Source organism: Streptomyces sp. NPDC048331, from assembly GCF_043201215.1.
Classification (GTDB): Bacteria; Actinomycetota; Actinomycetes; order Streptomycetales; family Streptomycetaceae; genus Streptomyces.
The window spans coordinates 267,632-292,520 of the sequence record NZ_JBICYT010000005.1; the positions used below are offsets into that span (position 1 = coordinate 267,632).

At 73.3% G+C, this 24,889-nt stretch carries 18 protein-coding genes; 13 read left to right on the forward strand and 5 right to left on the reverse strand.

Annotated features, from left to right (window positions below; genetic code table 11):
• Positions 1-7: 7 nt before the first annotated feature.
• Positions 8-940: an EamA family transporter gene (locus ACGFYY_RS11220; protein ID WP_393708345.1), complete on the reverse strand. Its 933-nt coding sequence runs from the start codon at positions 938-940 to the stop codon at positions 8-10.
• A gap of 63 nt (positions 941-1,003) precedes the next feature.
• Positions 1,004-2,317 (reverse strand): MFS transporter, encoded by a 1,314-nt coding sequence (locus ACGFYY_RS11225; RefSeq protein WP_393708347.1) that lies wholly within the window; start codon positions 2,315-2,317, stop codon positions 1,004-1,006.
• 104 nt (positions 2,318-2,421) lie between these two features.
• On the opposite strand from ACGFYY_RS11225, the gene ACGFYY_RS11230 reads away from it, so the two are divergent.
• Positions 2,422-2,913, forward strand: a complete 492-nt coding sequence (locus tag ACGFYY_RS11230; RefSeq protein ID WP_393708349.1) for a MarR family winged helix-turn-helix transcriptional regulator — start codon at positions 2,422-2,424, stop codon at positions 2,911-2,913.
• Positions 2,914-3,022: 109 nt separating this feature from the next.
• Here the strand turns inward: ACGFYY_RS11230 and ACGFYY_RS11235 are convergent, their stop codons facing one another.
• Complete coding sequence (locus ACGFYY_RS11235; protein WP_150257463.1) at positions 3,023-3,262, reverse strand: hypothetical protein; 240 nt, start codon at positions 3,260-3,262, stop codon at positions 3,023-3,025.
• Between the two features lie 20 nt (positions 3,263-3,282).
• Positions 3,283-5,310: a 4-alpha-glucanotransferase gene (locus ACGFYY_RS11240; protein ID WP_393708351.1), complete on the reverse strand. Its 2,028-nt coding sequence runs from the start codon at positions 5,308-5,310 to the stop codon at positions 3,283-3,285.
• Positions 5,311-5,524: 214 nt separating this feature from the next.
• Here ACGFYY_RS11240 and ACGFYY_RS11245 point away from each other — a divergent pair, with 214 nt between their 5' ends.
• Complete coding sequence (locus tag ACGFYY_RS11245) at positions 5,525-8,527, forward strand: beta-N-acetylglucosaminidase domain-containing protein (protein ID WP_393708353.1); 3,003 nt, start codon at positions 5,525-5,527, stop codon at positions 8,525-8,527.
• A gap of 190 nt (positions 8,528-8,717) precedes the next feature.
• Here ACGFYY_RS11245 and ACGFYY_RS11250 read toward each other — a convergent pair whose 3' ends face one another.
• The gene (locus tag ACGFYY_RS11250) at positions 8,718-9,260 is read right to left on the reverse strand and encodes an HNH endonuclease (protein WP_365280008.1); all 543 of its coding nucleotides are present in this window, start codon (positions 9,258-9,260) and stop codon (positions 8,718-8,720) included.
• Between the two features lie 286 nt (positions 9,261-9,546).
• Between ACGFYY_RS11250 and ACGFYY_RS11255 the strand changes: the two genes are divergently transcribed.
• The 11 genes from ACGFYY_RS11255 to ACGFYY_RS11305 all read left to right on the forward strand — a co-directional run bounded on the left by ACGFYY_RS11255 (position 9,547) and on the right by ACGFYY_RS11305 (position 24,887).
• Positions 9,547-10,629 (forward strand): mechanosensitive ion channel family protein, encoded by a 1,083-nt coding sequence (locus tag ACGFYY_RS11255; RefSeq protein ID WP_393708356.1) that lies wholly within the window; start codon positions 9,547-9,549, stop codon positions 10,627-10,629.
• Between the two features lie 516 nt (positions 10,630-11,145).
• Positions 11,146-12,375 carry an ROK family transcriptional regulator gene (locus tag ACGFYY_RS11260; RefSeq protein ID WP_365280014.1) on the forward strand — a complete coding sequence of 410 codons (1,230 nt, stop codon included), beginning with the start codon at positions 11,146-11,148 and terminating at the stop codon, positions 12,373-12,375.
• A gap of 154 nt (positions 12,376-12,529) precedes the next feature.
• Positions 12,530-13,864, forward strand: coding sequence for an ABC transporter substrate-binding protein (locus ACGFYY_RS11265; protein ID WP_365280017.1), 1,335 nt, complete (start codon positions 12,530-12,532; stop codon positions 13,862-13,864).
• Positions 13,865-13,868: 4 nt separating this feature from the next.
• Complete coding sequence (locus tag ACGFYY_RS11270; RefSeq protein ID WP_365280020.1) at positions 13,869-14,813, forward strand: sugar ABC transporter permease; 945 nt, start codon at positions 13,869-13,871, stop codon at positions 14,811-14,813.
• A complete protein-coding gene (locus tag ACGFYY_RS11275; protein WP_393708360.1) occupies positions 14,810-15,664 on the forward strand; it encodes a carbohydrate ABC transporter permease in 855 nt (284 codons plus the stop codon). Before ACGFYY_RS11270 ends, ACGFYY_RS11275 begins: the two co-directional genes overlap by 4 nt.
• 5 nt (positions 15,665-15,669) lie before the next feature.
• Positions 15,670-16,935, forward strand: a complete 1,266-nt coding sequence (locus ACGFYY_RS11280) for a 6-phospho-beta-glucosidase (RefSeq protein WP_393708362.1) — start codon at positions 15,670-15,672, stop codon at positions 16,933-16,935.
• Positions 16,926-17,921 (forward strand): N-acetylglucosamine kinase, encoded by a 996-nt coding sequence (locus ACGFYY_RS11285; protein ID WP_393708364.1) that lies wholly within the window; start codon positions 16,926-16,928, stop codon positions 17,919-17,921. The genes ACGFYY_RS11280 and ACGFYY_RS11285 overlap by 10 nt, the downstream gene beginning before the upstream one ends.
• A gap of 207 nt (positions 17,922-18,128) precedes the next feature.
• Positions 18,129-19,538, forward strand: coding sequence for a hypothetical protein (locus ACGFYY_RS11290; protein ID WP_393708366.1), 1,410 nt, complete (start codon positions 18,129-18,131; stop codon positions 19,536-19,538).
• Between the two features lie 188 nt (positions 19,539-19,726).
• Complete coding sequence (locus ACGFYY_RS11295; RefSeq protein WP_393708542.1) at positions 19,727-20,677, forward strand: glutamate ABC transporter substrate-binding protein; 951 nt, start codon at positions 19,727-19,729, stop codon at positions 20,675-20,677.
• Positions 20,678-20,787: 110 nt separating this feature from the next.
• Positions 20,788-22,074, forward strand: a complete 1,287-nt coding sequence (locus tag ACGFYY_RS11300; RefSeq protein WP_393708368.1) for a hypothetical protein — start codon at positions 20,788-20,790, stop codon at positions 22,072-22,074.
• Complete coding sequence (locus ACGFYY_RS11305) at positions 22,071-24,887, forward strand: tetratricopeptide repeat protein (protein ID WP_393708370.1); 2,817 nt, start codon at positions 22,071-22,073, stop codon at positions 24,885-24,887. Before ACGFYY_RS11300 ends, ACGFYY_RS11305 begins: the two co-directional genes overlap by 4 nt.
• Positions 24,888-24,889 lie beyond the last annotated feature (2 nt).

Here is a 24,889-nt window from a genome sequence, read left to right on the forward strand (position 1 = left end):
GTGGGGACTACCGTCGCACCACCTCATCCGTCAGGTCCATCGAAATGTTCTGATCATTCTTTTCAGCAGAACTGAACGATCGGGAGGTGCGGGCGGCCGCCAGCTGGCCGGCGACGGTGGCCCCGAAGGCGATCGCCATCCCGACGAGCTGTACGGGCGACAGCGCCTGGCCGAGGGCGGCCCAGCCGATGACGGCGGCGGTGAGCGGGGAGAGCGGGCCGAGCAGGGTGACCGAGGTGGCGCTGAGGGCGCCGATGCCGCGGAACCAGAGCCAGTACGCGATCCCGGTGTTGATCAGCATCATGTAGCCGTAGCCGAGGAAGGCCTTGCCGTCGAGCGCGGGCGGGGCCCCCTCGACGAGTGCGGCGACGGGGATGATGAACAGTCCGCCGGCGGTGAGCTGCCAGCCGGTCATCGCCAGCGGGCCCACGCCCTCCGGGCGGCCCCAGCGCTTGGTCATCACGGTGCCGGCACCCATGGAGGCGGAGGAGATCACACCGGCGACGACACCGGCCGCGTCGAGCCGGGCCTCGGCGGTCAGGACCACCATGCTCACGCCGAACGCCCCGACGACGGCGGCCAGTACGGTGCGCAGGCTCGCCCGCTCCCCGAGGACGAGCGCGGCCAGTCCTACGACGAACAGCGGGCCGGCGGCGCCCAGCACGGCCGCGACACCGCCGGGGAGCCGGTAGGCGGCGAGGAACAGCAGCGGGAAGAAGGCGCCGATGTTGAGGATGCCGAGGACGGCGGACTTCCACCACCACTGCCCCTTGGGCAGGGTGCGGGCCAGGGCGGTCAGCAGCAGTCCGGCGGGCAGGGCCCGCATGACCCCGGTGAACAGCGGCCGGTCGGGCGGTAGCAGCTCGGTGGCGACGGCGTAGGTGGAGCCCCAGGAGATGGGGGCGAGTGCGGTCAGGGCGACGGTGGCCAAGCGCTTCATGGCGGTGGCTCCTCGATCGGGCGAAGGAAGCGGAAGGGCGGAGGGGAGGGCCGGGGGCGGGGCTCAGGCCGCGGCGGTCACGGGAACCGGCCGGGCGGCGCCCGGGACGACCGGGGGCTCGGCGTGCACGGCCTGGGCCGGCAGGTGCCGCTCCAGCCGGAGCAGCGCCAGGGCGGCGCCGAGGGCGGCGACGGTCAGGACGGCCCAGGGCAGGCGGCCGTCGACGGCGAGCAGGGCGGTGAAGAGGGAGGGGGCGAGCGCACCGGCCAGCGAGTAGGACAGCTGGTAGGTGGCGAGGTAGCGGCCGCGGACGGCCTCGGGGGCGGCGGAGACCGACAGGGCGCCACCCGAGGGGCTGTGGACGAGCTCGCCGAGGGTGTAGACGACGACGATGACCAGCAGGGCGATCAAGGTGGCGGTCCGGCCGGGCCGCAGTGTGCCCAGCGCGATCTGCCCGACGAAGGCGGCGGCGAAGAGCACGGCGCCGAGGGCGGCCGAGCGGGTGCGGCGGGCGCCGGAGCGGCGGACCCGGCCCGCGATCAGTACGCCGATCCCGGCGCACAGCGCGGTGTTGACGGTGAACGCGGCTCCGGTGAGGGAGTCGGGGGCCCCGAGCCAGGTGGAGAGGTAGAGCGGGAAGAGGACGGAGAGGGCGGAGTAGCCCAGCGCGGTGAGGAAGTTGGCGGCGGTGAGCCCGAGGAAGGGGCGGTCGCGCAGGACGGTGCGGTATCCGGCGGATCCGGTCACCGGGGCACCGGCAGCGCCGGCCCCTGGGACGGCCCGGACCGCCCGGACCCGGCCGACGAGCAGTCCGGCGAGGGCGAAGGCGAGCGCATTGCCCCAGGCGGTGTACGTGAATCCGCCGGTGCCCCACAGGGCCAGCACCCCGGTGACGAGCAGGGCGCCCGCGCCCATCCCGGCGTTCTGCAGGGCCCGGGTCGACGCCTGGAGCCGGTCGCGGGCGGCGCCCCGCGCCACCTCGCCGATCAGGGACTGCTGGACGACGGAGAAGGAGCGGTCGGCGAGGGCGGTGACGAGGGCGACGGCGGCGAAGGCGGGCAGGGAGCTCGCGAGGGGGTACAGGGCGAAGCCGAGCGCCCGCACCCCGTAGAGCAGCAGGTTGACCCGCTTGGCGCCGAACCGGTCGACGGCCGTGCCGGCCAGCGGCATGAACGCCAGCCCGGCCAGTCCGGTGACCGTCATGACCAGGCCGACGACGGTGAGGGAGAGGCCGGTGACGTGGTGGAAGAAGACCAGCGAGAACGGGACGTACATACCGATCCCGACCGCGCTGATACCGATTCCGAGGAGCAGCGACCGCTCCCCCGCGACCTTCGCTTCCCCTGACGCGGTCGTCTTCCTCATGAACACCGTCATGACCCCTCCCCAGATTCGGTTGCTGCTAAGTAGCTTACCGTTAAGCTACTTAGCGTCAAGCAACTTTCTTGCGAACGATCTCGGGGAGGCCGGATACTGCACGCATGAGTGACGACAAGGACGCAGTGGACGCGATCACGGCCCAGTGGTTCGCGGTGCGCCCCGACCTGGAAACGGCACCCATGGCCGTCTTCGGACGCATCTACCGGATCACCAAGGCCATGGGCGACGCGATGGAGCAGTGCTACGCGCGCTTCGGCATCTCGCGCGGCGAGTTCGACGTCGTGGCCACGCTGCGCCGATCGGGAGAGCCGTACACGCTCTCACCCAGGCAGCTCTCGGCCACCCTCATGCTCACCACGGGCGGCATGACCGGGCGTCTGGACAAACTGGAGAAGGCCGGGCTGCTGTGCCGCAAGCCCGATCCGCACGACCGGCGGGGGCTCCAGGTGACGATCACCGACCGCGGCCTGGCACTCATCGACGAGGCCGTCAGCGCCGGTCTGGAAGTGCAGCGCGCCGCGCTCACCGGGCTGACCGACGACGAGGTCGCCGTGCTCACCGGCCTGCTCCGCCGACTGCTGGCCGCTGTCTGAGGACACGACAAGGCGCCGGGGGGCGTCGCACGGCCGAATCGAATCGGCGGTGCGGACCCCCGGCGCCCGGGAAGATCTGCTGGTCCCGGCCCCGTGGGGCCGGACCGGATCAGGCCTGCTTCTGCTTGCGGTCCGACTTGTCGAGGACCATCACGAGACCGATGATGCCCAGGAAGATCACCAGGGGCAGGGCCACGTACAGGCCGACCGTCTCACCGATGCTCAGGCCCGGACCCGGGTCGTCACCGTCGTCGCGGGTGAGCGCGAGGGCGGGAGACGTCATCAGCAGCATCATCAGCGCGGTTCCGGCCGTGACGGCGCCGGCGCGCAGAGCGTTCTTCTTGTCCACGGTGCAAACGTAGCGAACACCTAAACGGGGCGCGCGCCCGGGGGTGCCGTACGGGGTCGTACGCCCTCCCCCACCGCGCTCAGCAGGGCGTTCGCCCGCGGCGAGGACACCAGCTCCTCCAGGGTCAGCGGCCGCCCCGCGGCATCGGCGACCGGCAGCCTCCAATTGGGGTACTGGTCCCAGGTGCCGGGCAGGTTCTGCGGCCGCCGGTCCCCCACCGCGTCCGGCAGCCATACGCCGACCAGCCGCGCGGGGGTGCGCAGCAGGAAGGCGTACAGGGCCCGTACGGCGGCCTCCTCGCCCTTGGTGTCCAGGCCCAGCCCGTCCAACAGCTCCAGCCACTGGGCGGTGTCGGCGGCGTCCTCGGCCCGCTCCAGCTCGGCCGGGCGGGTCAGCAGGCCGAGCCGGTCGCGCAGTTCCACATGGCCCCCGGCGAGCTTGGCGGCCGTGGGCGGCAGGTCGTGCGTGGTGACGGTGGCCAGGCAGTCGGACCGCCAGGCCTGGGGGGCCAGCGGGTCCCCGCCGCCGTCCCAGTCCCGCTCGAACCAGAGCACCGAGGTGCCGAGCACCCCGCGCCGTGCCAGTTCCTGACGGACCCGCGGCTCCACCGTCCCGAGGTCCTCCCCGATGACCAGGGCGCCCGCCCGGTGGGCCTCCAGGACGAGGATCGCCAGCATGGCCTCGCCGTCGTAGCTGACGTACGCCCCTTCCGCGGGCGGAGTCCCCTCCGGGATCCACCAGAGCCGGAACAGCCCCATCACGTGGTCGATCCGCAGGGCGCCCGCATAGCGGAACACCCCGCGCAGCAGGGACCGGAACGGCGCGTAGCCGGTGTCGGCCAGCACGTCGGGGCGCCACGGCGGCAGCCCCCAGTCCTGGCCGCGCGCGTTGAAGGCGTCCGGCGGCGCGCCGACCGAGATGTGCCGGGCGTAGCAGGGCGAGCCGAAGACGTCGGAGCCCTGCGGGTGCACCCCGACGGCGAGGTCGTGGACGATGCCGACCGTCATCCCGGCCTCGCGGGCGGCCCGCTGGGCGGCGGCGAGCTGGCCGTCCGTCAGCCAGACCAGCCAGCGGTGGAAATCGGCCCGCTCCTTCGGGTCCTCCTCCCCCGCGTGCCCGGCGCACCAGACGGCGTGCACGTCCAGCGGTGCGCCCTGTTCGGCGCAGAACGCCCGGTAGGCGGCTTCGCGTTCGGGCGTGCGCGGCACGGCGTACAGCAGCTCCAGGGCCGACCGCTTGAGCTCCCAGACGGCGTCGCGGTCGATCAGCGCACCCTTCTCCATGACCTGGCGGCGCAGCTCGCCGCCGCGTGCGGCGAGCTCGTCGAGGGCCGCGCGGTCGGGGCAGTCGGCGTACTCGGGGACGTCCTCGATCCGCAGGTGGACGGGGTCCGGGAAGCGCCGCGAGGAGGGCCGGTAGGGGGAGGGGTCGGTCGGGGCCCCGGGCACGGCCGCGTGCAGTGGGTTGACCTGGATGAACCCGGCGCCGTGGGTACGGCCCGCCCAGCGGGCGAGCTCCGCCAGGTCGCCGAGGTCGCCCATGCCCCAGGAGCGCTCGGAGAGCAGGGAGTAGAGCTGGACGAGCAGCCCGTGGGCCCGCTCGGGCGCGGCCGGGGCCCGCGCGGGGGCGACGACCAGGGTGGCCTCGGCGCTCCGCCCGTCCGGCGCCTCGGCGACGAGCCGGTGGACGCCCAGCGGCAGCGCGGGGCCCCACGCGAGCACCTCGCCCGCCTCCTCGGCCACCACCCGCACCCGGGTGCCGGGGGGTAGCCCGGCGGGCTCCGGAGCCACCCGCTCGCCCTGCCAGAGCACCACCGTGGGCGGCAGCAGCCGCCCGGCCGCCTCCCGGACGGCGGACTCGGCGCTCACCCGGATGCTTTCCGCGTCGTCGGTGACCACCCCCAGCAGCCCGAGGACCGTCCTGACGGTGGTCTCCGGCACCGGGACGGAGACGTCGGCGGCGGGCCGGTAGTCGGTGGCGACGCCGTACTGGGCAGCGAGCCGGGCCAGGTCGTCCATCTGCGGGCGCTCCTTCGTGCGTGCGGGCATGAGGGCATGAGGGTGAGTCAGAAGATTGGGACACAAGGGTGGTTCACGAGGGTGGGACGCCGCCGGGGAACACCGCGTCCATACCCACTCGGAGGCACCGCATTCCTGCCGCATACGGGGCAGATCACCCATCCACATTGACACTCCAGCCGCACGGATGGTGGGCTCAGGCTCATTCGTACGAGTGGGGGACGTCTCGGGACGAGGAGGCTCAGTGCAGCTCAGGGGTAGGAGGCGGAACACCGCCGCCGCTGTGGCGGTGATCGGCACGCTCCTGGGCGGCGCCGTGTCCTCCGCGCCGCCCGGGATCTTCGCGGCGCCCACCGCACCGGACAGACCGGCGCCCGGGGCCAACCCCGGCGCGACCCCGGTGTCCGCCGCGGCCGGGCCGATGCTCGACCCGGGAGCCGACATCGCGCGGGCTGCCACCGAGGGGCCCGCCGTGTGGCCCCGGCCGCAGTCGATGGCCGCCGATCCGGCGCGCGAGCTGCCGCTGGGCACCGAGGCCGTGCTCGTCGCGGCCCCCGACGCCGATCCGTATGCCGTCCGGGTCGTCCGGGAGGCCCTGCGCGCGGCGGGCGTCCGCACCGTCCACGAACCGGCCCCCGGGGCTCCGCTGCCCGCGCGGGGCACCGTCGTACGGCTCCAGGACACCGACGCGGAGCAGGCGCTGCGGGCGCTGGGCGCGGCCGCGCCGTCGGACCTGCCGACCGGTGGCTACCGGCTGGCCGCGGGCCGGCACGCCGGCCGGGACACGATCGCGCTGGCCGGCATCGGCGGGGAGGGGCTCTTCCACGCGGCGCAGACCCTGCGCCAGCTCCTCGCGGCCGGCGGCGGGAAGATGCCCGGCGTCCTGGTGCGGGACTGGCCGGCCGCGCCGGTACGCGGGATCACCGAGGGCTTCTACGGACAGCCGTGGACCCAGGAACAGCGCCTCGCCCAGCTGGACTTCATGGGCCGCACCAAGCAGAACCGGCTGCTCATAGCGCCCGGCGACGACCAGTACCGCACGACGGCCTGGCGCCAGGACTATCCGCAGGAGCAGCAGGCCGAGTTCCGCGCGCTGGCCGAACGGGCCCGCGCCAACCAGGTCGTCCTGGCCTGGGCGGTGACGCCGGGGCAGTCGATGTGCCTGTCCTCGGAGGCCGACCGGGCGGCGCTGGCGCGCAAGCTGGACGCGATGTGGGACCTCGGTTTCCGCGCCTTCCAGGTGCAGTTCCAGGACGTCAGCTACACCGAGTGGGGTTGCCGGGCCGACCGGGACCGGTACGGCAAGGGCCCGGCGGCGGCCGCGAAGGCGCACGCGGAGGTCGCGGGCGGACTGGCCGCGCACCTGGCCGCCCGGTACCCGGGAGCGCCCGCGCTGTCGCTGCTGCCGACGGAGTACTACCAGGAGGGCGCCACCACCTACCGGACGGCCCTGGCGGGCGCGTTGGACCCGCGGGTGGAGGTGGCCTGGACGGGCGTGGGCGTGGTGCCGCGGACGATCACGGGCAAGGAACTGGCCGGAGCCCGCTCCGCCCTGGGGCACCCGCTGATCACCATGGACAACTACCCGGTGAACGACTGGGATCCGGGTCGGATCTTCCTCGGCCCGTACGCGGGCCGCGAGCCGGCGGTGGCGGGCGGTTCGGCGGCGCTGCTGGCCAACGCGATGCCGCAGGGCACCCTGTCGCGGATCCCGCTCTTCACGGCGGCGGACTTCGCGTGGAATCCGCGCGGCTACCGGCCCGGCGAATCCTGGGCGGCGGCGGTGCGCGACCTGACGGGCGCCGATCCGCGCACCCGCCAGGCGGTGGCGGCGCTCGCCGGGAACACCACGTCGTCCGGGCTCAAGCAGGAGGAGTCGGCGTATCTGAAGCCCCTGGTCGAGCAGTTCTGGAAGGCCCGCGCCGCGGGCGATCCGGCGGCCGGGACCGAGCTGCGCAAGGCGTTCACGGTCCTGCGCGAGGCCAAGGAGCGGCTGCCCGCCCTGTCGGGCGAGGCGGGCCCCTGGCTGGACCGCCTGGCGCGCTACGGGACGGCGGGCGAACTGGCGGTGGACGTCCTGCAGGCCCAGGCCCGCGGGGACGGCACGGCCGCGTGGAAGGCCTCCCGGGCCCTGGCCGAGGTCCGGGCGACACTGGCGCAGCCCGGACCGGCCCGGGTGGACAAGGCCGTCCTGGAGCCCTTCCTGACGAAGGCGGTGGCCGAGGCCGACGCCTGGACCGGGGCCGCCCGCAAGACCGGCACGGTGACGAAGGAGGCCGAGGCCTGGACCGTACGACTGGACGCCCCGCGCCCGCTGTCGGCGGTGACCGTGATGACCGAGCCGCTCCCGGCCGGGGCACGGGGCGCCGTGGTCGAGGCACACGTACCGGGCGAGGGCTGGCGCAAGATCGCCGGCGCCGCGGCCTCGGGCTGGACCCAGGTGGAGACACCGGGGCTGAGCGCGGACGCGGTGCGGCTGTCCTGGGCCGGGGCCGAGTCCGCACCCACGGTGCACCAGGTGGTGCCGTGGTTCGGGGACGGCCCGCGGGCCCGCTTCGAGCTGGCGGACGGGGCCGCCGCGGACGCCGAGATCGGCGGCGCCGCGCAGCGGATCTCGGCGCAGCTGTCGGCGCTGGGACCCGCCGAGGTGCGCGGACCGCTGTCGGCACGGCCGCCGGCGGGCATCGAGGTACGTCTCCCGCAGACCGTGGTGGCCCCGCGGGGCGGCCAGGTGTCGATCCCGCTGGAGGTCAGCGTCGCCGCGGGCACCCCGGCGGGCAGCTACCAGGTGCCGGTGACCTTCGACGGGGAGTCACGGACCTTGACGGTGCGTGCGGTGGCCCGTACCGGTGGCGCCGATCTGCTGCGGAACGCGCGCGCGACCTCGTCCGCGAACGAGACCTCCGACTTCCCGGCCTCGGCGGCCGTGGACGGTTCCATGGCGACCCGCTGGTCGTCGCCGGCGGTGGACGGCGCGTGGTGGAAGGCGGAACTGCCCGCTCCGGCGCGGGTGGGACGGCTGGAGCTGCACTGGCAGGACGCGTACCCGTCGGCGTACCGGGTGGAGACCTCCACGGACGGGGTGACCTGGCGCCCGGCGGCCGCCGTCAAGGCCTCCCGGGGCGGCCACGAGACGCTCCGGATGGACGCCCCGGACACCCGCTTCCTGCGGATCACGTGCGAGACCCGCGCGACGCGGTACGGCTGCTCCCTCTGGTCGGCGGAGGCCTACGCGGTCACGCCGTAGCCGTACGCCTCACCCCAGCCGGCGCACCCACCCGGCCCCGCCGCCGCACCTTCGAGCCCCGCCGGAGATCGAGGCGCGGGGTCCGGGGCTGCGCCCCGGGACGCCGGGCCGCACGTCCACGACGGGCGCAACCCCACAGGGGACCGGCACCCCCGCAGGGGCAGGCAACCCCGCAGGGGAGCGGCGGGCGCTACCCGGCCGCCACCCCGATCCCGATCCGCTCCAGCGCGTCGTCCGCCCCGTACGGCTGGAGATACGGCATCCACTGCGGATCCCGATGCCCCGTCCCGATGATCCGCCACGCCAGACCGGACGGCGGCGCCGGCTGGTGCCGCAGGCGCCAACCGAGTTCCAGCAGGTGCCGGTCGGCCTTGACGTGGTTGCAGCGGCGGCAGGCGGCCACGACGTTGTCCCACGCGTGCCGCCCGCCCCGGCTGCGCGGGATGACATGATCGACGCTGGTGGCGACGGCACCGCAGTACATGCAGCGACCGCCGTCCCGCGCGAACAGCGCGCGCCGGGTGAGTGGAACGGGCCCCCGGTAGGGGACCCGCACGAAGCGCTTGAGCCGTACCACGCTGGGCGCGGGGACGACCCTTGTCGCGCTGTGCAGATAGGCGCCGGATTCTTCCAGGGAGACGGCTTTGTTCTCCAGGACGAGGACGAGCGCGCGGCGGAGCGGTACGACGCCGAGGGGCTCGTACGACGCGTTGAGGACCAGGACGTGCGGCACGGACTGCCTCCTTGTACGCCGGCGGCGCGTGGCTCGCGCCGGGACGATCTGCTCTCCAGTCTCTCCTCAGGGCTGGTCGAAACGCCACCACTCGCCCGTAACGGGTCCGAGGTGTTTTCAACCACAGTCAGTCATCCCCAGGTGAGTCTGGTCTCTCCCTCGAACACGGCACCAAGGTGAAGGGATTGCCCCGTTAGTGTGGTCTGTCTGTCCCGCATGTCCCCGGGATCCGTCCGGGGGTCCCCCCGGTTCCGCGGGCAGACCGTTACACCTGGAGGTTCCCGTCGTGCCCTGGCCCGCCGCTCCGCTGCCGCTGGCAGCCGACGTTCCGGACGCGCCCGCATCGGTCAAGGAGGCGCAGGCGAGCGTCACCGAGGCCGCCAGCTTCATCGAGCAGAACTGGGCCACCTGGCTGAGCATCGGCCTGCGGATCCTGCTGATCGTCGTGATAGCGGCGGTGATCCGCTCGGCGGTCCGCAAGGCGCTGACCAAGCTCATAACCCGGATGAACACCAGCGCCGAGGCGGTGGAGGGCACCGCGCTGGGCGGGCTGCTCGTCAATGCGGAGCGCCGGCGCCAGCGTTCGGAGGCGATCGGATCGGTGCTCCGGTCGGTGGCCTCGTTCCTGATCCTGGGTACGGCCGCGCTGATGGTCCTGGCCGCGCTGAAGATCGATCTGGCCCCCCTGCTGGCGAGCGCCGGTGTGGCCGGTGTGGCGATCGGTTTCGGCGCCCGGAACCTGGTGACCGACTTCCTCTCCGGCGTCTTCATGATCATGGAGGACCAGTACGGCGTCGGCGACAAGATCGACGCGGGTGTGGCCTCGGGCGAGGTCATAGAGGTCGGCCTGCGCGTGACCAAGCTCCGCGGGGACAACGGCGAGATCTGGTACGTGCGCAACGGCGAGATCAAGCGGATCGGCAACCTCAGCCAGGGCTGGGCGACCGCGGGCGTGGACGTCCAGGTCAAGCCCTCGGAGAACCTGTCCCGCATCCGCGAGGTGGTCAAGGAGGTCGCCGACGCCATGGCCAAGGAGTCCCCCTGGGACGAGCGCCTGTGGGGCCCGGTGGAGGTCCTGGGTCTGGACGAGGTGCTGCTCGCCTCGATGACCGTGAAGGTGTCCGCCAAGACCATGCCCGGCCAGCAGTTCGCGGTGGAGCGGGAGCTGCGTTGGCGGATCAAGGAGGCCTTCGACGCCGCGGGCATCCGGATCATCGGCGGGGTGCCGGCGGCCGACGAGGACGAGGAGGCTCCGGCCGACCCGTCGGCCTCGGTCGCCGCGCCGTCCGCCCTGGCGAACCCGACCTCTCCGCAGTCACTGGCCACGGCCCCGATCCCGCCGCCGGCCGGCCCCCGGGTCACCAAATAGCCACCCGGCCGGGCGGCCCCCTAAGGGCTGTCCCGTAATCCGCGGCGGGTCGGCGCGCGGCGTCAGATGCGGTGCATCGCAAGGCGGAGGGTCGTCCGCATACTGGGCGTATTCGGGCGATCCCGACAACGCGGCGAGGTGCCGTAGCTGGCGCCGCGCGCCCGCCGGGGATTACGGGACAGCCCTTAGGTCGTCTCTTTCGGATCTTGTCGGTCGGGCCCGCGTTGTCCGGTGCCGTGCCTCGCAAGGCGGAGGGGCTCCCTTGTGCTGGACGTACCGGGGTGCTCCGACAACGCCGCGAGGTGCGGTGCCGGGCCGCGCGGGCCCCGACAAGATCCGGAAGAGACGGCCTAGCCGCTCGGCCCCTTCGTCGCACGTCCCACGAGCCCCGCTCGTCCCGCTGCCCCGCAGGTCATCCGTGAAATGACACAGCCTGCGGGGCAGCGGCATTGACACACTTCAACAGGTGATAGGAAACTTACCTAACAGATCACCTCGGTGAGGGAGAGCCGCACGATGCCCGCCGCCACGCCCGGAACGCCCAGCCTGTTGCGCGCCATGAACGACCGGGCCGCACTCGAACTCCTGCTGACGCACGGCCCGCTGTCCCGGACGCGCATCGGGCACCTGACCGGACTGTCCAAGCCCACCGCCTCCCAACTGCTCGCCCGCCTCGAAGCGGTCGGGCTGGTCGTCGCCACGGGTACGGACGGCGGCCGCCCCGGCCCCAGCGCCCAGCTCTACGCGATCAACCCGCGGGCCGCCTACGTCGGCGGCCTCGACGTCACCCCGGAACGCGTGCTGGCCGCCGTCGCCGACCTCACCGGCACGGTGGTCGCCACCCACGAGGTTCCCTACACCGAGGGGGCCGAGGCCGTCGACCAGGTGACCGAGGCCCTCGGCGGGGCCGTCAAGGCCGCCGGACTGACCCGCACCGACCTGCGCCGGGTGGTCATCGGCACGCCCGGCGCCTTCGATCCCCAGACCGGCCGCCTGCGCTACGCCAGCCATCTCCCCGGCTGGCATTCCCCCACCCTCCTGGAGGAGCTGGCGGCGGCCCTGCCGATGCCCGTCGAGTACGAGAACGACGTCAACCTCGCCGCCGTCGCCGAACAGCGGCTCGGCGCGGCCCGCGGCCACGAGGACTTCGTCCTGCTGTGGAACGAGGAGGGCCTCGGCGCCGCGCTGGTCCTGGGCGGCCGGCTGCACCGCGGCTGGACCGGCGGCGCCGGCGAGGTCGGCTTCCTGCCCGTGCCGGGTCGGCCCCTGGTCCGGCAGGTCACCCGGGCCAACTCCGGCGGGTACCAGGAGCTGGCCGGCGTGGAAGGACTGCCCCGGCTCGCGGCGGAACTGGGCGTCGAGCCGCCGGACACCACCGATGCCGCGGCGGCGCCGGCCGCACCGCACGGACCGGAGGTCGCCGCGGCCGTCGCCCTGCTGACCGGGGCCGCGGCCGCGCCCGAGGGGGCGCGGCTGCGCTTCCTCCAGGCGTACGCCACCGCGCTGGCCACCGGTCTCGCCTCGGTCGTCGCCGTGCTGGATCCGGAGATCGTGGTCCTGTCCGGGGCGGCCATCAGTGCGGGCGGCGAGCCGCTGCGCGCGCTGCTGGAGGCCGAGCTCGCCGAACTGGCCCCCTCCCGGCCCCGGCTGGTCCCCGGCGAGGTACGGGAGCGGGCGGTCCTGCACGGTGCGCTGGAGAGCGCGCTGGCCGCCACCCGTGACGAGGTGTTCGACACCTCGGGCTGACCCGCCCGGTCCCCGCCGACCACCCCCTCGGCCGACACCCCGCATCCCGCATCCCGGACCCGCACACGCGACACGCACGTCCGCACGCATCCGCACACCCCACCGCCACCGGCACCCCCCACGGAAGTTCCTCCCGCAGAGAGCGAGCCCCGCCATGCCCAGAATCGGACGCCCGACCACCGCGATCGCCGTCCTCGCGGCGATATCCGCCCTCGCCACGGCCTGTACGGGCCAGGGCGCGGACACCGCCTCCGACGATCCGAAGGCGGACGTCACCCTCACCTTCTGGCACGGCTGGTCCGCGCCGAGCGAGACCAAGGCGATCGAGGACAACATCGCCCGGTTCCGGAAGGCGCACCCGAACATCAAGGTCGAGGTCACCGGCAACATGACCGACGACAAGATCAACCAGGCGCTGCGGGCGGGCGGGGACAAGGCCCCCGACGTGGTCTCCTCCTTCACCACCGACAGCGTGGGCAAGTTCTGCAACTCGCGTGCCTTCGCCGACCTGAATCCCTTCCTGAAGAAGTCCGGGACGGACAAGACGAAGGTCTTCCCCAAGACCCTGCTGGAGTACACGCAGTTCGAAGGCAACCAGTGCACCCTGCCGTTGCTGCACGACGCGTACGGCCTCGTCTACAACAAGACCGCCTTCGCGGCCGCCGGCATCACCGAACCCCCGCGGACCTGGAGCCAGTTCACCGAGGTCGCGCAGAAGCTCACCAAGCTCAAGGGCGACTCGTACGAGCAGGTCGGCCTGATGCCCACCTTCCACGGCTACGAGACCAAGCCGACCCGGCTCGCGGCGCAGTGGGGCGCGACGTACTTCGACACCGACGGCAAGTCCAACCTGGCCGCGGACCCGGCCTTCGCCAAGATGCTGACCGCGCAGAAGGACCTGGTGGACAAGCTCGGCGGCTACGAGAAGCTGGAACGGTTCCGCAACACCTTCGGGGACGAGTGGAGCGCCGAGCACCCCTTCCACCTGGGGCTGGTCGCGATGCAGATCGACGGCGAGTGGCGGGCCCCGATGGCGAAGGAGGCCGGGGTCGCCTTCGAGATCGGCACCGCGCCGCTGCCCGTTCCGGACGAGCAGGCCGACGACTACGGCAAGGGCTACCTCTCCGGCACGATCATGGGCATCGCCTCCGGCAGCAAGAAGCAGAACGCCGCCTGGGAGCTGGTCAAGTACATGACCACCGACACCGAGGCGGTCGTGGCCTTCGCCAACGCCATCCACAACGTGCCCTCCACCCTGGCCGCCCTGGAGTCCCCGAACCTCGAGGTGACCCCGGAGTTCAAGACCTTCCTCGACATCGCCCGGCACCCGAAGTCCGGCACCACCCCGGCCCAGGCCGACGGCGGCACCTACCAGCTGACCTTCGAGGACTTCGCGTACGGGGTCGAGAAGGGCGACGTGGCCGACATCCCGGCCGGTCTCGCCAGGACCGACCGGCAGATCGACACGGACATCGCGAAGGCGAAGTAACTCCATGACCGGCGCCCACCCCCTGCGGTCGAAGCGGCGGCGCTCCGCCCTGCGGACCGCGGCCTTCCTGTCCCCCTGGCTGATCGGCTTCGCGGTCTTCTTCGTCTATCCGCTGCTGTCCACCCTGTACTTCTCCTTCACCCGGTACGACGGCTTCCGGCAGCCCGCCTTCAACGGCCTGGACAACTGGAGCTACGTCTTCACGGACTATCCGCTCTTCTGGCCGGCGATGCGCAACACGCTGTGGCTGGTCCTGGTGATGGTGACCTGCCGGGTCGCCTTCGGCCTCGGCATCGGCCTGCTCATCACGAAGATCAAGACGGGCGCCGGGATCTTCCGGACCCTGTTCTACCTGCCCTACCTCGCCCCGCCGGTCGCCGCGACCCTGGCCTTCGTCTTCCTGCTCAACCCCGGTACCGGACCTGTCAACACCCTGCTGGACGCGGTGGGACTGCCCACCCCGGGCTGGTTCACCGACGCCGACTGGTCCAAGCCGGCCCTGACCGCCCTCGCCCTGTGGGGGGTGGGCGATCTGATGGTCATCTTCATGGCCGCGCTGCTCGACGTACCGAAGGAGCAGTACGAGGCCGCGGAGCTGGACGGGGCCGGCGCCTGGGCCCGGTTCCGGCACATCACCCTGCCCAACATCTCGCCGATCATCATGTTCGCCGTGGTCACCGGGGTCATCCAGGCCATGCAGTACTACGCCCAGCCGCTGGTGGCGGGGAAGGTCGCGGCCGGGGTGATCGGCGGTTCGGGCCAGCAGTTCGAGCCCGGCTACCCCGACAAGTCCACCCTGACGTTGCCCCAGCTCGTCTACAACCTCGGGTTCCAGCGCTTCGACTACGGCACCGCGTGTGTCGTCGCGCTCGTCCTGTTCGCCCTGTCCATGGCCTTCACCGCGCTCCTGATGCGGCGCCGTGGCGGCCTGATCGGAGCCGGTGAATGAGCAGCTCGCACTCCGGCCGGAGATCCTCCAAGGCGGTCCTGCACTGGGTCGCGGTGCACTCGCTCGGCGTGGCCGCCGCGCTCTTCTTCGTCCTCCCCTTCGTCTTCCTGCTCCTCACCTCCCTGATGGGCGACCGACAGGCGCTGACCCGCGACCTGTGGCCCGACACCTGGGAATGGGGCAACTACGCGAAGGTGTGGCACACCCCGGGCTTCCTGACCTGGTGGCGCAACACGCTCCTGTACGCGGGACTCGGCACCCTGTTGACCGTGGTCTCCTCCGTGCCCGTCGCATACGCGCTCGCCAAGTTCCGCTTCCGCGGGCGGCGGCTCGCGCTGCTCCTCGTGATCGCCATGATGATGCTGCCGCCACAGGTGGTGGTCATCCCCATGTACCTCTTCTGGGCCAGGCAGCTCGACCTGTCCGGCACGCTGTGGCCGCTGATCGTCCCGATGGCCTTCGGCGACGCCTTCTCCATCTTCCTGCTCCGCCAGTTCCTGCTGACCATCCCCGACGAGTACCTCGACGCGGCCCGCGTCGACGGCTGCGGCGAGCTGCGCACCCTGCTGCGCGTGGTGCTGCCGATGGCCAAGCCCGGGATCGCCGCCGTCGCGCTCTTCCAGTTCTTCTGTGCCTGGAACGACTACTTCGGCCCGCAGATCTACGCCTCCGACAACCCGGCCGCCTGGACCCTCAGTTACGGGCTGGAGTCCTTCAAGGGGGCGCACCACACCAACTGGAACCTGACCATGGCCGCGACCGTGCTGGTCATGGCCCCGGTGATCGTCCTCTTCTTCTTCGCCCAGAAGGCGTTCGTCGAGGGAGTCACCCTGACCGGCGTGAAAGGCTGACGACGTTGAAACTCGCAGTGGTGGGCGGCGGTTCCACCTACACCCCCGAACTGATCGACGGGTTCGCACGGCTGCGCGACACCCTGCCCGTCGCCGAACTCGTCCTGATCGACCCGGCCACCGAACGGCTGGAGCTGATCGGCGGCCTGGCCCGACGGATCTTCGCCCGGCAGGGCCACCCGGGCCGCGTCACCACCACCTCCGACCTCGACGCGGGCGTCGCCGGGGCCGACGCGGTCCTGCTCCAGTTGCGCATCGGCGGGCAGGCCGCGCGGCTGCGGGACGAGACCTGGCCCCTGGAGTGCGGCTGCGTCGGGCAGGAGACCACGGGCGCCGGCGGGCTCGCCAAGGCGCTGCGCACCGTCCCGGTGGTCCTCGACATCGCCGAGCGCGTCCGGCGGACCAACCCGGACGCGTGGATCATCGACTTCACCAACCCGGTCGGGATCGTCACCCGGGCCCTGCTGCGGGCCGGACACAAGGCCGTCGGGCTGTGCAACGTCGCCATCGGCCTCCAGCGGAAGTTCGCGGCCCTGCTGGACCTGGCGCCGGCGGACATCCACCTGGACCACGTGGGCCTCAACCACCTCACCTGGGAAATGGGCGTGCGCCGGGGCGGCCCGGACGGCGCGGACCTGCTGCCGGAACTGCTCGCCACGCACGGGGAGGCCGTCGCCGAGGACCTGCGGCTGCCCCGGGCGGTGCTGGACCGGCTCGGTGTCGTGCCCTCGTACTACCTGCGCTACTTCTACTCCCACGACGAGGTCGTGCGGGAGCTGGGGACCAAAACCTCGCGGGCCGCCGAGGTCGCCGCGATGGAGCGGCAACTGCTCGCCCTGTACGGGGATCCGGCGCTCGACGAGAAGCCGGCGCTGCTGGCGAAACGGGGCGGCGCCTTCTACTCCGAGGCGGCCGTCGACCTGGCGGCCTCGCTGCTGGGCGACGGCGGGCCGACCGTGCAGGTGGTCAACACGTACAACAACGGCACGCTGCCCTTCCTGCCGGACGACGCGGTGATCGAGGTGCCGGCCCGCGTCGACGGATCCGGCGCCGTCCCGCTGACGGTGCCCCGGCCGGCCCCCTTGTTCTCCGGGCTGATCGCGCACGTGAGCGCGTACGAGGACCTCGCGCTCGACGCGGCCCTGCGCGGCGGGCGCGAGCGGGTCTTCGACGCACTACTGGCGCACCCGCTGATCGGGCAGTTCGACCTGGCCGAAGGGCTGACCGACCGACTCCTCGCGCACAACAAGGAGCACCTGCCATGGGCGTGACCCTTCCTTCGGTGCTGGCGATCGACGCGGGCAACAGCAAGACCGACGTGGCGCTCGTCGGTCCGGACGGCTCGGTGCTGGGCTCCGGCCAGGCCGGGGGCTTCCAGCCGCCGCGGACGGGCGTGGCCGCGGCCGTCGACGTGCTGGCCGAGGCGATGGCCGACGCCGGCCTGCACGCGGGCACGGGGGCCGGGGCCGGGCCGTGGGTCGAGCACGTGTCGGCCTGCCTGGCCAACGCGGACTTCCCGGTGGAGGAGTGGGAGCTGGCGCGTGAGATCGAGCGGCGCGGCTGGGGCCGTACGACGACGGTCCGCAACGACACGTTCGCACTGCTGCGCGCCGGACTACCGGCAGGCGCCGACCCGTGCGGCGTCGCGGTGGTGTGCGGGGCGGGCATCAACTGCGTCGGGATGACCCCGGACGGGCGGACCGCGCGCTTCCCCGCGATCGGGCGGATCTCCGGCGACTGGGGCGGCGGGGGCGGACTGGCCGAGGAGGCCCTGTGGTGCGCGGCCCGGGCCGAGGACGGGCGGGGCGGGCCGACGGAGCTGGCCCGGGCGCTGCCCGCGTACTTCGGCCACGCGTCGATGGCCTCGCTGATCGAGGCGATGCACCTGGGCCGGCTGCCGCACGCGCGGCGGCACGAGCTGACCCCGGTGCTGTTCGCGGTGGCGGCCGCCGGGGATCCGGTGGCGCTGTCGCTGGTGCACCGGCAGGCGGACGAGGTGGTGGCCATGGCATCGGTGGCGCTGGGGCGCCTGGATCTGCTGGATCGGGAGGTTCCGGTGGTGCTGGGCGGCAGTGTGCTGGCGGCCGGCCATCCGCAGCTCAACGAGCGGATCGCCGCGGGCCTCGCCGAGCGGGCCCCGCACGCCCGGATCTCCGTGATCACGGCTTCGCCGGTGCTGGGCGCCGGTCTGCTGGGCCTGGACGCGCTCGGGTCCCCTCCCCCGGCGCACCGGAAGCTCCGTACCCATTTCGGTTGAACCCGCCCGGGAAGTCCTCCGGTCTGGAACCGTGGCGCCCGTAGGGACGTATTGACGGTGAAGGGGCGACGAAGGGGGCCCTCGGGGACGGATCGCCCTGGATCCAGCACCGGGTGCTGTGGTCGACCGGCACTACGGCCATACTGCTGCGCAGGGGGTACCTCCCAGCGTCGGCTGGAGGACGACAGGACCGAGGGGGAGGTCACGGTGGCGATCACATCACGCGCGCCCGCGCCAGGGGGCGGTGCTTCCGTGCCGTCCGCCGGGCCGACGGCGCCACCGCCCGCCGGGCCGGCCCGGCGGGGCACCGCCTGGGCCGAGGGTGTGGAGCGGCTGCGCGAGGCGGCGACCACCGAGCCGGGCCGGCTGCGGATCATCGGCGCGGTACTGGCCGCCCTGATCGTGCTGTTCGGCACGGTGAGCGTCTGGGAGATCTCCGACCGGGCCGCGGCCGCCGACGACGTGGTGGGCCGCAGCCAGCCGCTGAGCGCGGACGCGGCGAGCATCTACCGCTCCCTGGCCGACGCCGACACGACTTCCTCCAGCGGGTTCCTGCTGGGCGCCCAGGAGCCGCGCGAGGTCCGCAGTCGGTACGAGAAGGACATCGCCAACGCCTCCAAGCTGCTGGTGAGCGCCGCGGCCAACACCGGCGGCAACGAGGACTCCCGCCGGCAGATCACCGTGCTGAGCGAGCAGCTCCCGCGCTACACCGGTCTGATCGAGCAGGCCCGGGCCACCAACCGGCAAGGCCTGCCGCTGGGCGGCGCCTACCTCCGCTACGCCAACGAGCAGATGACCACCCAGCTGCTGCCCGCCGCCCAGCGGCTGTACGAGTCCGAGACGAAGCGGCTCTACCAGGACGACGACGACGCCCGGTCCTGGCCGTTGGCGTCGATCGGTCTGGGCCTGCTCGCGGTCGCCGCCCTCGTGTGGGCGCAGCGGCGCAACTACCGGCACACGAACCGGGTCCTCAACCACGGGCTCGTGGCCGCGACGGCCGCCTCGGTGGTGGTCCTGCTGTGGCTCGCCGTGGGGCACACGGTGGCCCGGTCCTCGCTGAGCGAGGCCCGCGCGGACGGGCAGGAGTCGTTGAAGGTCCTCAACGACGCGCGGATCGCCTCCCTGCAGGCGCGAGCCGGTGAGAACCTGACGCTGATCGCGCGGGGCGCCGTCCTGGCCGAGGACAAGAAGTCCGACAAGTACGACGTGGACTTCACCCAGAACATGAAGCAGCTGGACGCCGGACTGGCGACCGCGCTGCGGCTCGCCGACGACGCGGCCGGCCGGGATCCCGTCGGCCGGGCCGCGGACGGCGTGCAGCAGTGGAAGCAGCGGCACTCGGCGGCCCGGGAGGCGGACCTGAAGGGGGACTACGAAGCCGCGCTGCCCCTGGTCGTCGGGGACGAGAAGCACAAGGAGAGCAGCGGCGCCGCCTTCGACACGGTGGACGCCTCCCTGGAACAGGCCGTCACCCACGAGCAGGAGGAGTTCACCCGGGCCGCCCAGGACGGACTCGGGGCGTTGGGCGGCCTGGTGACGGGCGCCGCGGTCCTGGTGGTCATCGGCGCGACAGCGGCTCTGCTCGGCATCGGGCGCAGGCTTTCGGAGTACAGGTGAGCGCGATGCGGATACGAGCGAGGCGGGCCGCCGAAGGTCACGAGAACGTCGAGAGCCGCGAGGGCGTCGGGAACCCCGCGGGCCGCGAGGGCCGCGCGGGCCGGGCCCGGCACGCGGCGAGCGCGGGCGCTGCGTCCGGATTGCGCCGTGCCGCCGGCCGGCTGCGCGGCTGGGGCGGGGTGAGCGCGATGGCCGTCGCCTGTGCGACGACCGTCGCCGTCGTCCTGCTGCCGCTGGCCCACGCGACGCCCGACACCGGCAAGCCCGTGGTCCGCCGGCCCGCCTCGATGGCCGCGGCTCCGGCCACGCCCTGGACCCTCACCGACACCTGCCAGGACCCCGAGGCCAGCCTGCGTCCCTCCGACGTGGACGGGGCGACCATCGCGCGGATCAAGGCGGCGGGCAAGCTCGTCGCCGGCGTGGACCAGAACAGCTTCCGCTGGGGATACCGCAACCAGACCGCCGAGGGCAGCCGCCTCGACGGCTTCGACATCGACCTGGTGAAGGCCATCGCCAAGGACATCCTGGGCGACGAGAACGCGGTCATCTACCGGGCCATCCCCACCAGCCAGCGCATCCCCGCCCTCCAGGAGGGGCGCGTCGACATCGTCGTGCGGACCATGACCATCAACTGCAAGCGGCTGGAGGACGTCGCCTTCTCGACGGCCTACTTCGAGGCCGGGCAGCAGGTGCTGGTGCCGAAGGGTTCGCCGATCACCGGGTACGACACCTCGCTGAAGGACAAGCGGATCTGCGTCGCGTCCGGTTCCACGGCCGAGTCGGCCCTGAAGGCCCAGTCGTACGGCTCGGCGGCGGTCACCGTCGCCAACCAGCTCGACTGCCTGGTCCGGCTCCAGCTGGGCGAGGTCGACGGCATCATCACCGACAACGCCCTCGCGGCCGGCCAGGCCGCCCAGGACCCGTCCGTGCAGCTGGTGGGCTCACCCTTCACCCGTGAGTTCTACGGGGTGGCGATGAACAAGGACGCCTCCGACCTGGTCCGCCGGGTCAACAAGGTGCTGGAGAACTACCGCGCGGGCGGCGGTGAGAGCCCGTGGATGAGGGCCTACCTCAAGCACCTGCAGCCCGTGCTGCCCGGCGTGACCGCGCCTCCCGCGCCCAAGTACCGGGACGGCTGAGGTCCGTGACGGTTTCGGACACGGGACCGGGCGCGGGGCAGGATACGAGGTCGGACCCGGAGGCGGCGGCGGAAGCGGAGGCACAATCGGTGGAGGCGGGGTCTGCAGTGATGGACCGGGACGACGTCGACCGCGCCCTGTCCCGGCTGGGCGCGGAGCACGAGGCCGTCGAGACCTCGCTGCTCGCCCTCCAGGACCATGCCGGGCGCCGGCTGCTGGAGGGCGCCGCGCTGGCCGGTACCACCAAGGACCGCTGGACGACCGCCGACGCGGACATCACCCGGCTGTGGACGTACTTCGACGCCTACAGCGGGGCGCTGACCGCCGCCCGGGAGGTCCGGGAGCGGCGGCGCTGGCCGAGCCGCGAGGACCTCATCGAGCTGACGGAGCGGCTGCGCGGGCCCGGGGTGCTGATCGCCGGGGCCGCGGCCGAGGGAGTGGCGCTGGCCGAGCGGCTCTCGCTCGCCGAGCTCGTCGCGCGGATGAACGGCCTGTACGCCCGCTCGCTGGACGTGGTGGTCGCCGCCGATGCCGTGTGGTCGGCGCTGCCCGCCCGGATCGACCTGCTCGCCGCCGAGCTGCACCGCACCCGCTCGCTGGCCCACTCGGTGGGCGTGCGGCCGGGCGAGCACCCCTCGGGCGACGACCTGGAGGACATCACCGCCGAGCTGACGGAGCTGCGCACCCAGGTGATCGCGGATCCGCTGGCCTTCTGGCTGCCGGCCACGGGCAGCTCGGCGCCCGGCGGCGGCCGTCCGGACACCGGGCGCTACGACCGGGCCGCGCTGGCGCTGGAGGACGTACGCCGCGAGATCGAGGCGGTGCTGGACGTACGGCAGGACGCCGAGCAGCGGTTGATCGCCTTGCGGGACGTGCTCTCGCGGGCCGACCGGACCCTGGCGGAGGCGCGGACCGCGCGCGGCGAGGTGCTGGCGAAGATCGCCGCGTCCGAGGTGCCCGCGGTGAGCGGCCCGCCCACGGTGCTCCAGGAGCAGCTCGCGGCGGCCGCCGAGCACCGGCGCCAGGCCCGCTGGCACCGGCTCTCGCCGCTGCTGGAGTTGCTGGAGGTGCGCGCCGAGGAGGAACTGCGGCGGGCCCGTGAATCGTTGACCGCGGTGACGGCGCCGCTGGCCGTGCGGGCCGAGCTGCGCGGGCGGCTCGACGCGTACAAGGCGAAGGTCGCCCGCCACGGAATGGCGGAGGACCCGCTGCTGATCGAGCGGTACGACACCGCCCGACGGATGCTGTGGAGCGCGCCCTGCGACCTGCGGGCCGCCGAGCAGGCCGTCCTGCGCTACCAGCAGGCGACGGCGGAGTCGCTGGTGCCGCAGCACCGGCCCGAGCAACCGCGAGACCAGGAACAGCGGCCCGACGGGCCGGGAGAGGGGGACGCATGAGCCTGATCGGAACCACGTGCGTCCGCCCCGGCTGTCCGGGGGCGTACGAGGACATGGGCGGTGGCGAGGTCTACTGCGACACGTGCGGGCTGGCGCCGATCGGCTCGATCGCCGCGGGTGCGGACGAGCTGGTGTCGCCGCCGACCGGGATGACGAGCGCGGCCCGGGGTTCCCTGGGGTCGGGCGGGTCCCGTGGGTCGATGGGCTCGCAGGGCTCCCACGGCTCGGCGCGGTCCTCGGCCTCGGCCCGGTCCTCCCGCTCCTCCTCCTCGCGCCGTTCGGTGTCCGGGCGGCTGTCGCGCTCGGTGTCGGGGACGACGTCCACCCGTTCGGTGTCGGTGCGCAGTTCGGGCTCGGCGGCCTCGGGCCGCAGCCGGCTGGGCGCCGGGCTGGTCAACGTGCCGGAGGTGCCGCGTCCGAATCCGTCGACCGCGGTCCTGGAGAACCCGGAGGTGCCGGAGCGCAAGCGGTTCTGCTCGCGCTCGGACTGCGGGGCCCCGGTGGGCCGCTCCCGGGGCGACCGGCCGGGCCGGACGGAAGGGTTCTGCACCAAGTGCGGACACCCGTACTCCTTCGTGCCCAAGCTGCGCTCCGGTGATGTGGTGCGCGGCCAGTACGAGGTGGCGGGCTGCCTCGCGCACGGCGGTCTCGGCTGGGTGTACCTGGCGGTGGACCGGGCGGTCGCGGACCGGTGGGTGGTGCTCAAGGGCCTGCTGGACACCGGGGACCAGGACGCGATGGAGGCCGCGATCTCGGAGCGACGCTTCCTCGCGGAGATCGAGCACTCCAACATCGTGCGGATCTACAACTTCGTGGAGCACCTGGACCAGCGGACCGGTTCGCTGGACGGGTACATCGTCATGGAGTACGTCGGCGGCAAATCGCTGAAGGAGATCGCGAACGAGCGGCGCCGGCCGGACGGGCGACGCGACCCGCTGCCGGTGGAGCAGGCGTGCGCCTACGGCATCGAGGCGCTGGAGGCGCTCGGCCACCTGCACAGCAGGAACCTCCTCTACTGCGACTTCAAGGTCGACAACGCGATCCAGCAGCAGGACCAGCTGAAGCTGATCGACATGGGCGCGGTGCGGCGGATGGACGACGCCGAGTCGGCCATCTACGGCACGGTGGGTTACCAGGCCCCCGAGGTCGCGGAGCTGGGCCCCTCGGTCGCCTCCGACCTGTACACGGTGGCGCGGACGCTGGCCGTGCTGACCTTCGACTTCCAGGGCTACACCAATGTGTTCGTGGATTCGCTGCCGGACCCCGAACACATCGAGGTGTTCCGGCGGTACGAGTCCTTCTACCGACTGCTGGTGCGGGCCACCGACCCGGATCCGGGGCGGCGGTTCTCGTCCGCGCAGGAGATGGCGGACCAGCTGACGGGCGTGTTGCGGGAGGTGGTCGCCCTGCAGACGGGCCGGCCGCGGCCGCAGCTGTCGACCCTCTTCGGCCCGGAGCTGCGCGTTCCGGACACCCGACTGTTCGCCGACGTGGCCGACCAGGTCGTCTCCCGGCTGGGCTACCGGCCGATCGCCTCCCGGCGGGGTGGCGGGCTGTTCGCGATGCTGAGCCGCGGCGCGGCCCCGGGTGGGGCGCACGCCGGGTCCCGCACCGGGGTCGCCGCGGGGATCCACGCGCCCGGCGGCGCGGCCGCCCTGCCCGCGGCGGCTTCCGCGCCCGGAACGGCGGGAGGCCCGACCGGCGGGGCGGCGACGGCCCCGCCCGGGAACCGGACCGGTGCCGCGCCGGTGCCCGGGCTCGGCAGCACCGCCACGCACGTGACGGCCGCGCCGGTGCCGGGTCAGCGGCCCGCGCCGCCCGCCGCGTTCCAGGGCGCGGGAGTGGCACCCGTACCCGTACTCCTGTCCCCGGAGCGGTCCGCCGCGAGAGCGACGACCCTCGACGCCCGCGACAGCGCGCTGGCCCTGCCCGTACCGCTGGTGGACTCGACCGACCCGAACGCCGGTTTCCTGACCGGTCTGCTGGCCTCCGCGCCGGGCGACCTGCTGGGCGCCCTGAACGCGGCACCGGCCGACTCGGCCGAGCTACGGCTGCGGGAGCTGCGGGCGCACCTGGAACTGGGTGAACTGCCCGCGGCCGGACGCACCCTGGCGGATCTGGAGACCCGGCACGCGGACGACTGGCGGGTCGTGTGGGCCCGTGGCATCGCCTCGCTGGCCACCGGTGACGACGAGATAGCGGCCCTGTCCTTCGACGCGATCTACGACGCCTTCCCGGGCGAGCCCGCGCCGAAGCTGGCCCTCGGGCTGTGCGCCGAGGTGCTGGGCCAGTTGGACAACGCCGCCGAGTACTACCGGCTCGTGTGGATCACCGACCCGGGATTCGTGAGCGCGGCCTTCGGGCTGGCCCGGGTCCAACTGGCCGCCGGGGACCGGGACGCGGCCGTGCGCACGCTGGAATCCGTGCCGGAGGCGTCCATCCACTACACCGCCGCGCGGGTGGCGGCGGTACGCGCACGTCTGCGCGACCGGTCCCCGCAGGAGCCGCTGCTGGCCGACCTGGCGGCGGCAGCGGACCAGGTGGAGGCCCTACGGCGGTTCGGGCTGGACCCGGAGCGGCAGGAGCGGCTCGCGACGGAGGTTCTGGGCTCGGCCCTGGACTGGGTACTGTCGGGTAGCCGGGGTTCCGACCCCGGCCGCACCTCGCTGCTCGGCAGTCAACTGGACGAGCGGGGCCTGCGCTTCGGACTGGAGCGCTCGTACCGCGTCCTCGCACGGCTGGCGCGGCGTGGCGAGGAGAGGATCGAACTGGTGGAACGGGCAAACCGTTTCCGTCCCCGGACGTGGGTGTGAGT